We start from the raw sequence: 11,449 nt of genomic DNA, 5'->3' as shown, positions 1-11,449 counted from the left end.
TTACCTATTTTTTATTATTGAATCCTTAAAGGAGTGCGGCACATGTCAAAAGGGCATTCGCTACAAGACCCTTACTTGAATACTTTACGTAAAGAGAAAGTTGGGGTTTCCATCTACCTGGTCAACGGGATCAAACTGCAAGGCACGATCGAGTCTTTCGACCAGTTCGTCATCCTGCTGAAAAACACCGTTAGCCAGATGGTTTACAAACACGCTATCTCTACAGTGGTGCCGGTTCGTCCAATTCGTCTGCCTAGCGCAACCGAATCCGAAGCAGGCGACGCTGAGCCAGGTAACGCCTGATAGGAGTCTCCTTTGTTCTTTGAGCGCCACGGTGGTGGTGAGCGAGTAATCCTCGTTCACTTGGATGGACAGGACCCTGAGGCGCGCGAAGATCCGCAGGAGTTTCAGGAATTGGCTAATTCGGCAGGCGCCGAGACCGTTGCGTTTTTTAACGTGCCGCGTCATCGGCCAACCGCCAAATTCCTGATTGGCAGCGGCAAGGTCGAGGAACTGCGCGACCTGGTCCATGCCGAGAAGGCCGATCTGGTCATCTTCAATCACATCCTCACGCCCAGTCAGGAACGTAACCTCGAACGTGTTTTCGAGTGTCGCGTGATTGACCGTACCGGTCTGATTCTCGATATTTTCGCCCAACGCGCCCGTACCCATGAAGGCAAGCTCCAGGTCGAATTGGCCCAGCTTGACCACATGAGTACCCGTCTGGTTCGTGGCTGGACTCACCTTGAGCGTCAGGGTGGTGGTATCGGTATGCGCGGCCCGGGTGAAACACAGCTCGAAACCGACCGCCGTTTGCTGCGGGTTCGCCTGCGACAGATCAAGGGCCGACTCGAGAAAGTACGCAGTCAGCGCGAACAGTCGCGACGCGGCCGTACACGTGCGGATATTCCTACCGTGTCTCTGGTGGGCTATACCAACGCCGGCAAATCCACGCTCTTCAATAACGTGACGAAATCCGACGTGTACGCCGCTGACCAGTTGTTCGCCACGCTGGACCCGACCTTGCGCCGTCTGGAACTGGACGACCTGGGGCCGATTGTCCTGGCCGACACGGTAGGTTTCATACGCCACTTGCCGCACAAACTGGTCGAGGCATTTCGGTCTACGCTCGAAGAGTCGAGCAACTCGGACCTGCTGTTGCACGTGATCGATGCGGCCGAACCGGATCGCATGTTGCAGATCGAGCAGGTGATGGTGGTGCTGGGCGAGATCGGTGCCCAGGACTTGCCGATACTCGAGGTCTATAACAAACTCGATTTGCTTGAAGGCGTCGAGCCACAAATCCAGCGCGACGAAAACGGCAAGCCCCAACGGGTCTGGCTGTCGGCGCGTGATGGCAGTGGTCTGGAATTGCTTGAACAAGCCATTGCCGAGTTGCTGGGCGGTGATTTGTTTGTGGGGACCTTGCGCTTGCCGCAGCGTTTTGCTCGACTGCGTGCGCAGTTTTTCGAGCTTGGTGCGGTGCAGAAAGAAGAACACGACGAAGAAGGCATCTGCCTGCTGGCCGTTCGCTTGCCACGGGTCGAGTTGAATCGACTGGTGAGCCGCGAAGGCCTGCAACCGATGGATTTCATCGAGCAACACACTTTGCAATAAAAGCCTGAGAAAGCGGTTGTGCCGTGGTGACAGGCATTCTGTAGCATTGGTCGGCGCGCCGTGGGTGCGTCTTTGCTTTATCAGATGGAGAGCGCTATGGCTTGGAATGAGCCGGGTGGCAACTCGAATAATCAGGATCCTTGGGGTGGCAAGCGCCGCAATAACGGCGACCGCAAGGGACCACCGGATCTCGACGAGGCCTTCCGAAAGCTGCAGGAAAGCCTGAACGGGTTGTTCGGTGGTGGTAAGAAACGCGGTGACGACGGCGGTGGTTCGGGCAAGAGTGGCGGCTTCGGCGGCCTGCTCGGCATCGGCCTGGTCGTGCTGGCGGCCGTTTGGCTGTACAGCGCGGTCTACGTGGTCGACGAGCAGGAGCAAGCCGTTGTGCTGCGCTTCGGCAAGTACTACGAAACGGTCGGCCCGGGCCTGAACATCTATTTCCCTCCGATCGATAAAAAGTACATGGAGAACGTGACGCGTGAGCGTTCGTACACCAAGCAGGGCCAGATGCTGACCGAAGACGAGAACATCGTCGAAGTGCCGCTGACCGTGCAGTACAAGATCAGCAACCTGCAGGATTTCGTGCTGAACGTCGATCAGCCAGAGATCAGCCTGCAACAAGCGACCGACAGCGCCTTGCGCCATGTGGTGGGCTCCACCGCCATGGACCAGGTCCTGACCGAAGGTCGTGAGTTGATGGCCAGCGAAATCAAGGAGCGTCTGCAACGTTTCCTCGATACCTATCGCACCGGTATCACCGTTACCCAGGTCAACGTACAGAACGCAGCCGCACCGCGTGAAGTCCAGGAAGCCTTCGATGACGTGATCCGCGCCCGTGAAGACGAGCAGCGTTCGCGCAACCAAGCTGAAACCTACGCCAACGGCGTCGTGCCGGAAGCCCGTGGTCAGGCCCAGCGCATCCTCGAAGATGCCAACGGCTACCGTGACGAAACGGTATCGCGCGCCAAGGGTGAAGCGGATCGCTTTACCAAACTGGTCGCCGAGTACCGCAAGGCACCTGAAGTGACTCGTGAGCGTCTGTACTTGGACACCATGCAGGAAGTCTTCACCAACACCAGCAAGGTTCTCGTGACCGGCAACAAGAATGGCCAGAGCAATCTGCTGTACTTGCCGCTGGACAAGATGATCGACAGTGGCCGCAGCACCAGCGCACCGGTAACGGGCGCGGCAGCCAGCAGCAATGAAGCGAATGCGCGTGCGGCAGCAGATCTGCAGCAACAGCAAGCACGTACCAGGGAGAGTCGCTGATGAGCAATAAATCGCTGATCGCCCTTATTGTCGGCGTCGTCGTGGCGATCGCAGCCTGGAACTGCTTCTACATCGTGGCTCAGACCGAGCGTGCGGTGATGCTGCAGTTCGGTCGCGTGGTCCAGACTGATGTTCAGCCGGGCCTGCATGTGAAAGTGCCTTACGTTAACCAGGTGCGCAAATTCGACGCACGCCTGATGACGCTGGATGCACCGACACAACGCTTCCTGACGCTGGAAAAGAAAGCCGTCATGGTTGATGCCTTCGCCAAGTGGCGCGTGAAAGATGCCGAGCGCTTCTACACCGCAACTTCCGGCCTCAAGCAGATTGCCGACGAGCGTCTGTCCCGTCGTCTGGAATCGGGCCTGCGTGACCAGTTTGGTAAGCGCACCCTGCACGAAGTGGTTTCCGGTGAACGTGACGCGTTGATGGCGGACATCACCGCTTCGCTGAACAAGATGGCGGAAAAAGAGCTGGGCATCGAAGTTGTCGATGTTCGGGTCAAGGCCATCGATCTGCCGAAAGAAGTGAACCGCAGCGTGTTCGAACGTATGAGCACCGAGCGTGAGCGTGAAGCTCGCGAGCACCGCGCCAAGGGTAACGAACTGGCCGAAGGCATCCGTGCCGACGCCGATCGTCAACGCCGCGTGTTGCTGGCCGAAGCCTATCGTGAATCCGAAGAGGTTCGCGGTGATGGTGACGCCCAGGCTGCTGCGATCTACTCCAAGGCCTACGGCCAGGATCAGGAGTTCTACGGTTTCTACCGTAGCCTGCGTGCCTACCGTGAAAGCTTCGCGAACAAAACCGACGTCATGGTCCTCGACCCAAGCAGCGACTTCTTCCGTTACCTGGAAAAAGCCAAGCCTTGATACGACGTTGACCTGAATCATCCCCCGCCCGGCGGCTAAAACCTCGGGCGGGGTGATCCTTTGGGAAAACGTGTGTATGATGCGGCAGCCGGGAAATTCCCGGCTTTTTTGCGTCTGCACGTTTGATTGTGGTTTTCACGCAGGCGCCCGAGTTGAATGACTCGACAGGTTTTTCGAGGAAAGTGATTGGCGAAGCCGGTTTCAGGCTTTTTGCCACGTCGTTCATGCGCGTGCTTTGCGCATGGGCCGGACATTTTCTGCTTCACTCAAGGCTTGCCCAACGGCTGGCCGCCCGGATCATAGGGGAATGGCGTAATGGCAACGGTAGACCGCTGGCTGCTGCCAGATGGCATCGAAGAAGTACTGCCACCGGAGGCAGCGCGCATTGAAGTAGCGCGCCGCCAGGTGTTGGATCTGTTCCAGAGCTGGGGTTACGAGTTTGTCGTGACTCCCCATATCGAGTACCTGGAATCCCTGCTGACCGGCGCGGGCCAGGACCTGGATCTGCGTACCTTCAAGGTCATCGACCCGCAATCGGGCCGGCAGATGGGTTTCCGTGCTGACATCACGCCGCAAGTGGCGCGCATTGATGCGCATACACTGCGTCGCGAAGGTCCGAGCCGCCTGTGCTATGCCGGCAGCGTGCTGCATGCTCAGCCGCGGGCCTTGTCGTCGTCGCGCAGCCCGATTCAGTTGGGCGCCGAGTTGTACGGCGATGCCAGCCCGAGCAGCGACGTGGAAGTCATCAGCCTGATGCTGGCCATGCTGCAACTGGCCGATGTGCCGGACGTGCACATGGACCTCGGCCATGTTGGTATCTACCGTGGCCTGGCCCGCGCCGCCGGTTTGTCCGGTGAAGTCGAGCAACAGTTGTTCGATGCATTGCAACGCAAAGCCATCGACGAGGTCATTACCTTGACCGAAGGCTTGCCTGCCGATCTGTCGGGCATGCTGCGCGCGTTGGTCGACCTGTGTGGCGGTCGTGAAGTATTGAGCGCTGCCCGTGAGCGTCTGGCCAATGCGCCGGCGCCGGTACTGGCGGCGCTGGAAGACGTGTTGGCGATTGCCGACCGACTGTCCACGCGTTTCCCTGAATTACCGCTTTACTTCGATCTGGGCGAGTTGCGCGGCTACCACTACCACACCGGTGTGGTGTTCGCGGTGTTCGTACCGGGTGTTGGCCAGTCCATTGCCCAAGGCGGTCGTTACGACGACATCGGCGCCGACTTCGGTCGCGCTCGTCCGGCAACCGGCTTCTCCACCGATTTGAAAACCCTGGTGACCCTGGGGCGTGCTGAGATCGAGTTACCGTCTGGCGGTATCTGGATGCCTGACAGTACGGATGCGGCACTCTGGCAGCAGGTTTGCCAGTTGCGCAGTGAGGGTCAGCGTGTCGTTCAGGCTTTGCCTGGGCAACCATTGGCCGCCGCCCGTGAAGCGGACTGCGACCGGCAATTGATTCAGCAGAACGGGCTTTGGCAAGTATTGCCGCTGGCTTCTTGAGTTTTCCTGCCGGCGGCTGCCGGCACCAAGTTTGCGCGAATGAGGACAAGTGTTATGGGTAAGAATGTCGTAGTCCTGGGCACCCAATGGGGTGATGAGGGCAAAGGCAAGATCGTTGATCTGCTGACCGAACATGCTGCCGCCGTAGTGCGCTACCAAGGTGGCCACAACGCGGGTCACACCCTGGTGATCGACGGCGAGAAAACCGTCTTGCACCTGATCCCGTCGGGCGTGCTGCGCGAAGGCGTGCAGTGCCTGATCGGCAACGGCGTGGTGGTTGCACCGGACGCTCTGCTGCGCGAGATCATCAAGCTGGAAGAGAAAGGTGTACCGGTGCGCGAGCGCCTGCGTATCAGCCCTTCCTGCCCGCTGATCCTGTCCTACCACGTAGCGCTGGACCAGGCGCGTGAAAAGGCCCGTGGCGAGCTGAAGATCGGTACGACCGGTCGCGGCATCGGCCCGGCATACGAAGACAAAGTCGCCCGTCGCGGTCTGCGCATCGGTGACCTGTTCCATCGTGAGCGTTTCGCCGCCAAGCTGGGCGAGTTGCTGGATTACCACAACTTCGTCCTGGTCAATTACTACAAAGAGCCAGCGATCGACTTCCAGAAGACTCTCGACGAGTGCATGGAATACGCCGAGCTGCTCAAGCCGATGATGCTCGACGTCACCGCCGAGCTGCACGAGCTGCGTCGCGCTGGCAAAGACATCATGTTCGAAGGCGCCCAAGGCTCCCTGCTGGACATCGACCACGGGACCTACCCGTACGTCACCAGCTCCAACACTACTGCGGGCGGCATCGCCACCGGTTCGGGTTTCGGTCCGATGTACCTGGATTACATCCTCGGCATCACCAAGGCCTACACCACTCGCGTTGGTTCGGGTCCGTTCCCGACTGAGCTGTTCGACGATGTTGGCGCGTTCCTGGCCAAGCGTGGCCACGAGTTCGGCGCTACTACCGGCCGTGCCCGTCGTTGCGGCTGGTTCGATGCCGTCATCCTGCGTCGCGCTATCGACGTCAACAGCATCTCGGGCCTGTGCCTGACCAAGCTGGACGTGCTGGACGGCCTGGAAACCATCAACATCTGTGTCGGCTACAAGAACCAGGATGGTGCAGTGATCGACGCACCGACTGACGCCGACAGCTACATCGGCCTCGAGCCAGTGTACGAAGAGATGCCAGGCTGGACCGAATCCACCGTCGGTGCCAAGACTCTGGAAGAGCTGCCGCAAGCCGCTCGCAACTACATCAAACGCGTTGAAGAGTTGGTCGGTGCGCCGATTGACATTATTTCGACGGGTCCGGACCGCAACGAGACCATCGTTTTGCGTCACCCGTTCGCTTAATAAGTCGTTGATGTAAAACACAAAGGCCCCTTAATCGGGGCCTTTGTCGTTTATGCCTGTTGGACGGCACGACCCTTGCTGTGATTATCGCTTCTGGCGTGCCATCAATTTAATGGCGTCAAAGCAGAGGGATAATCCCGTGTCAGCCATTCTCTCACTGTTACAAAGTCGTCTTTTGCGGCCTGTGTTCGTTACCCTTGGTATCGCCCTTTTGGTGCAAGTGCTGGTTGCCGTCGCCCTGACTAGGAGCACCGTCACCGCGCTGGAGGCCGATCTAGGCGTGCGCCTGGGTGCTGACAGTCAAAAACTCTCCGGTGAATTGGAGCAGGCGGGGCGTGAAGTCACGTCGAGCCTGGACAGCCTTTCGACCAATACACGTCAGCGACTCACCGCCGGCCTGTCCTCGCGCCTGAAGGACGAGCAGGCGCAATTGCGTGGGACATTGGAAAAAGACCTGAAGGACTCCGCCAATGATATGGCGCAGCTTCTGGCCTCGGTCGCACCCCGCGCCATGTGGGACAGCGACGTTCCAACCCTGTCCGAATTCGCCCGCCGGGCCCAGCGCAATCCGAACGTGTTGTTCGTGATCTATGACGACGCTGCCGGCCAGCACCTGACCCGCTATTTGAATCGCGAGAACCCGATCAACAAAGCGCTGTTGGAGAAGGGCCAGGGCGAGCGCGCCTTGGATAAAGTGCTGGATGCGGCGAAGAACGACCCGTCGGTCTACTACCTCGAGGCCTCGATCAGCCCCAATGGCGTAGAAATCGGCAAGGTCTTGATGGGCGTCTCTACCGCTTCGGTGGAAGTCGATCTGGCAGCGCTGGACAAGCGCTTCACCGCGCTGATCGCCAGCAGTGATCAACTGGTCGGCGACAGCCTCAAAGGCGCGGCGGCTGATAGCGCTGCGGCGATGGGCGCGCGTCTGAAGTCGGCGCAGTCCACGGCGTCTGAAATGCAGGCCAATACCACCAGCACTGTGCAGCAAGCGGCGGGTACTTTGCGCTGGCGCATCGGCATGGGCCTGGCGGTGGTTGGTTTCGGCGTGTTGCTGTTGCTGGCCGTGGTGTTGGGTCGCCGTGTGGTCAATCGCCTGAAAATGCTGATTGCCGCCATGGATGATCTGGCGGCGGGCGAGGGTGACCTGACCAAACGTGTGCAGATCAACAGCAAGGATGAAATCGGCGACATGGCCTCGGCGGTCAATCGCTTTGTGGATAAGTTGCAGCCGATCGTGCGCGAGGCGGGCGACGTGGCCCAGCGTACCGGTGTGGAAATCGGCGCCATGACCTTGCGCAATGCCGGGGCCGATGCGGCTGCGGGCATGCAGCGCGATGAAGTGGCCGAGAGCCTGCGCGCGTTGTCGCAAATGGCTGATGAAGCGCAGTCGGAAAGCCACGCGATGCAGGCAGCCTTGCAACAAGTGGTGGATATTCGTTCAGCCACCGATGAGAACACCCGGACCTCGGCGAAAGTCGGCAGCCTGATCGAGGCATTGGCCGGGCAGGTTGATACCGGCGCGAAAGTCATCGAGCGTCTGGCGCAGCAGAGCGAGCAGATTGAAGTGGTGCTGACGGTGATTCACGGGATCGCCGAGCAAACCAACCTGCTGGCGCTCAACGCAGCCATCGAAGCGGCGCGTGCGGGTGAGACGGGGCGCGGGTTTGCCGTGGTGGCCGATGAAGTCCGGGCCCTGGCGAGCAAGACGCAAAGTTCTACCGGCGACATCCAGGCGCATATCGTGGCCTTGCAACAAGGCGCGCGTGAGGCGGTAGCGGCGATTGGTCAGGCCGGGCGCCAGGCCAGCGAAGGTTTGCTGGTGTTGCGTGACAGCGCGCGGTTGCAGCAGTCGGTGCAGGCCTCGGTCGAGCAGGTGCATGCGGCGATTGGTCTGGCGACACAAGCAGCGGCGCATCAGGCGCAGGGCGCGCAAGCGGTGCGTGGCCGGGTTGAGACGATTCATGCGCAGGCTGAGAAAGCGGCTCAGGCGGTGGTGGAAACCACGGCCAGCGGCAAAGTGCTGGATGGGTTGGCGGCGCAGTTGAAGGCTAGCCTGGGGCAGTTCAGGGCTTAGGTTTTCTTTGCCTGGGCGGGCCTCTTCGCGGGCAAGCCTCGCTCCTACATTGGATCACGCGATCCCTGTAGGAGCGAGGCTTGCCCGCGAAGCTTTTCAACGGCTCAAATACATCCGGGTTGTTAACAGGTACACAGGCAACCCCGACACCAATATCAACAACCCCGCATAAGGCGCCGCCGCCGCAAACTCCACGTTCGCGGTATGCGCCCAGACTTCCGTCGCCAGAGTGTTCAGCCCGGTCGGGCTCAGCAGCAGCGTCGCCGTCAGTTCCTTCATCGCATCCAGAAACACCAGCGCAAACGCCGCGCCCAACGCCGGGAAGATAATCGGCAAGGTCACCCGGCAAAACGCACTGAACGACGACGCACCCAGTGTGCGAGCCGCCTCTTCCAGCTGTGGCGCAGCCTTGTTCAGCGCCGTGCGAATCGGCGCCTGGGCCAGCGGCAGGAACAACAGCGCATAAGCGATCAGCAGCAACATCGACGTCTGGTACAGCGCCGGCACATAGTGCAGGGCGAAATACACCAGGGTCAGCGCAATCACCAGGCCTGGCAGCGCATGCAGCAGATACGGCAAACGCTCGGCCCAGATCGCCAGTTGGCCTTTGTAGCGCACCACCAGCAACCCAACCGGCACCGCCAACACCAGGCACAGTGCGGCGCCACCCAGCGACAATGCCAGGGACGACAGCAAGGCCTCGCTGATCGCTGCCACCGGGAACGCTGCCGATGAGCCGACCGCCAACCAATACGCGAGCATCCCCAGCGGAACCCCGCTGCCGATGATTGCCAGTGTCAGGCAATAAACCTGTCCGGCGGCGGCCCAAGGTCCCAGGCGCACTTGTTCCGCATGTCGTGCCGCGCCTTGGCCGGTGCGCACATGTCGGCCCTTGCCGCGCACTCGCAGCTCAAGCCACAACAGCACCAGACACAGCGCCAGCAGCACCGCCGACAGCATCGCTGCGTTTGCGTTGCTGAATTCCAGCTCGAACTGTTGATAGATCGCGGTGGTGAAGGTTTGCAGGCCGATGATCGACAGCGCGCCGAACTCCACCAGCATGTGCAGCGCAATTAATAGCGAACCGGCCAGAAGCGACGGCCAGAGTAGCGGCAGGGTAATCCTGAAAAACACGCCCCAGCGATTCTGCCCAAGGGTGCGGGCGGACTCTTCCAGCGAAGGATCAAGATTACGCAGGGTCGCCGCCACCGGCAGAAACACCAGCGGATACTTGGACAGGGTCATCACCAGAATCGCCCCGCCCAAACCTTCGAAATGCGCGCTCAAGGAAACCCAAGTGAAGCTGCTGACAAACGCCGGCACGGCGAACGGCAAACAGAGGATCACGCCCCACAGTCGCCGTCCCTTCAGATTGCTGCGCTCCAGCAGCCAGGCCAGCGACAAACCGATCACGCCACACGCCACGGTAACGCCGACCATCAACGACAGCGTATTGCGCAGTAGGCCAAACACATACGGCCGCCACAGCAGATGCAGTGCCTCGGCCCAACCTGCTTGCCAGGTCTTGAGCCCGACATACGCGAGTGGCAGCAGGCTGAGGACAACCAGCAGCAACACCGGCAACAACAACCAGATTGACGGCCGCTTGCGCCGTGGTACGTAACCCCCGCGCGCGGCGGGGGCGGATAGCGATGCGCTCATCAGTTCAAGCCAACGTCACGTTCCAGGTCCAGGGCTTCTTCGGCATTGCCGAGGTCGGCCGGGGTGACTTTCGGCGCTTCGAGTTCGCTGAACGGCTTGAGCCCGCGATCCGATTCCATGCCTTTGTGCAGCGGATATTCAGCGGTGGTCTGGGTGATTACACGCTGGCCTTCTTCGCTGGCCATGTAGGCGAGGAATTGCTGGGCTTCTTTTGGATGTTTGCTGGATTTCAGCACGGCTGCGCTGGAAACCGTGATCAAGCCGCCGACGTCGCCGCCGGTGAAGTAATGCAGTTTCGAGTCGAGCTGGCCTTTTTCGCGCTGCAAGGCAAACCAGTAGTAGTTGTTCACCAGCACCGTGGCGACTTCGCCGTTTTCCACGGCTTTCAGTGCCACCATGTTGTTGCTGTAGACCTTGCCGAAAGCGCGCAGGCCGGTCAGCCATTCTTCGGCAGCGTCCATGCCGTGGGTCTTGATGATCGCCACGGCTTGTTCCTGGAACGCTCCGCTGGTAGGCACGAAGCCGACCTTGCCTTGCCATTTAGGATCGGAGAATTCCATGACCGATTTGGGCAAGTCTTTTTCGTCGATCAGTTTTGGGTTGAAAGCGACCACGCGAACCCGGGCAGTGATGCCGATCCAGGTGCCATTGCCAGCGACGTAATCTTTCGGCAGGACGGCGAGGGTGGCGGCGTCGGTCTGGGCCAGCAGGCCTTGTTCGCCGAGTTTGTTCAGCGGCGGCGACTCTTCGGTGTAGATCACGTCGGCGGGGGAGCGATCGCCTTCTTCGACGACCTGGCTGGCGAGCTGGTTGCTGCTGCCCTTGCGCACATTCACGTGAATCCCGGTCTTGGCTTCGAAGGCTTTGGCGACAGCATCGCCGACTTCCTTGTGTTGGCCGTTATAGAGCGTCAGGGAAACCGGGTCGGCGGCTTGGGTGAGGGGAGTGGCGAGGGCCAGGCCGAGAAGGGTGAAGGTCAGGCTTCGGCGCAGGGTATTTCGAAACATCATTCGCAGGGTTCCTCACTGTCGCATTGCAAAAACTTGCAACAATGATAAACGATATTGTTTCTCAAGTGCGCTTTGCGGGGTAGGAGAGGCTCGGCTAG

9 protein-coding genes are annotated in these 11,449 nt (G+C 60.1%); 7 read left to right on the top strand and 2 right to left on the bottom strand.

The genetic code is table 11. The features are described from left to right. Positions 1–42: 42 nt before the first annotated feature. The 7 genes from hfq to NK667_RS24495 all read left to right on the top strand — a co-directional run bounded on the left by hfq (position 43) and on the right by NK667_RS24495 (position 8,679). On the top strand, positions 43–303 hold the full coding sequence (hfq, locus tag NK667_RS24525; RefSeq protein ID WP_007902656.1) for an RNA chaperone Hfq: 261 nt from the start codon (positions 43–45) through the stop codon (positions 301–303). A 12-nt stretch (positions 304–315) separates the two neighbouring features. Beyond that, positions 316–1,617 carry a ribosome rescue GTPase HflX gene (gene hflX / locus NK667_RS24520; protein WP_054053361.1) on the top strand — a complete coding sequence of 434 codons (1,302 nt, stop codon included), beginning with the start codon at positions 316–318 and terminating at the stop codon, positions 1,615–1,617. A 96-nt stretch (positions 1,618–1,713) separates the two neighbouring features. After that, a complete protein-coding gene (hflK, locus tag NK667_RS24515; protein ID WP_054053363.1) occupies positions 1,714–2,886 on the top strand; it encodes an FtsH protease activity modulator HflK in 1,173 nt (390 codons plus the stop codon). Further along, complete coding sequence (hflC, locus tag NK667_RS24510) at positions 2,886–3,755, top strand: protease modulator HflC (RefSeq protein WP_054053366.1); 870 nt, start codon at positions 2,886–2,888, stop codon at positions 3,753–3,755. The genes hflK and hflC overlap by 1 nt, the downstream gene beginning before the upstream one ends. Before the next feature lie 315 nt (positions 3,756–4,070). Next, positions 4,071–5,258, top strand: a complete 1,188-nt coding sequence (locus NK667_RS24505; RefSeq protein WP_054616397.1) for an ATP phosphoribosyltransferase regulatory subunit — start codon at positions 4,071–4,073, stop codon at positions 5,256–5,258. A 54-nt stretch (positions 5,259–5,312) separates the two neighbouring features. After that, positions 5,313–6,605 (top strand): adenylosuccinate synthase, encoded by a 1,293-nt coding sequence (locus NK667_RS24500; RefSeq protein WP_010464193.1) that lies wholly within the window; start codon positions 5,313–5,315, stop codon positions 6,603–6,605. A gap of 139 nt (positions 6,606–6,744) precedes the next feature. Beyond that, on the top strand, positions 6,745–8,679 hold the full coding sequence (locus NK667_RS24495) for a methyl-accepting chemotaxis protein (RefSeq protein WP_054053370.1): 1,935 nt from the start codon (positions 6,745–6,747) through the stop codon (positions 8,677–8,679). 96 nt (positions 8,680–8,775) lie between these two features. On the opposite strand, the gene NK667_RS24490 is transcribed toward NK667_RS24495, so the two are convergent. Both NK667_RS24490 and NK667_RS24485 read right to left on the bottom strand, forming a co-directional pair. After that, positions 8,776–10,341 (bottom strand): ABC transporter permease, encoded by a 1,566-nt coding sequence (locus tag NK667_RS24490; protein WP_054616396.1) that lies wholly within the window; start codon positions 10,339–10,341, stop codon positions 8,776–8,778. Beyond that, entirely contained in the window at positions 10,341–11,351 is a 1,011-nt protein-coding gene (locus NK667_RS24485; RefSeq protein WP_054053374.1) for an extracellular solute-binding protein, read from the bottom strand. Before NK667_RS24485 ends, NK667_RS24490 begins: the two co-directional genes overlap by 1 nt. Between the last annotated feature and the right edge of the window lie 98 nt (positions 11,352–11,449).

Origin of the sequence: Pseudomonas nunensis (assembly GCF_024296925.1) — a bacterium.
Taxonomy (GTDB): Bacteria; Pseudomonadota; Gammaproteobacteria; order Pseudomonadales; family Pseudomonadaceae; genus Aquipseudomonas; species Aquipseudomonas nunensis.
The sequence above is the reverse complement of the archived record's forward strand: the minus strand, read 5'-3'. Positions and strand labels throughout refer to the sequence as shown.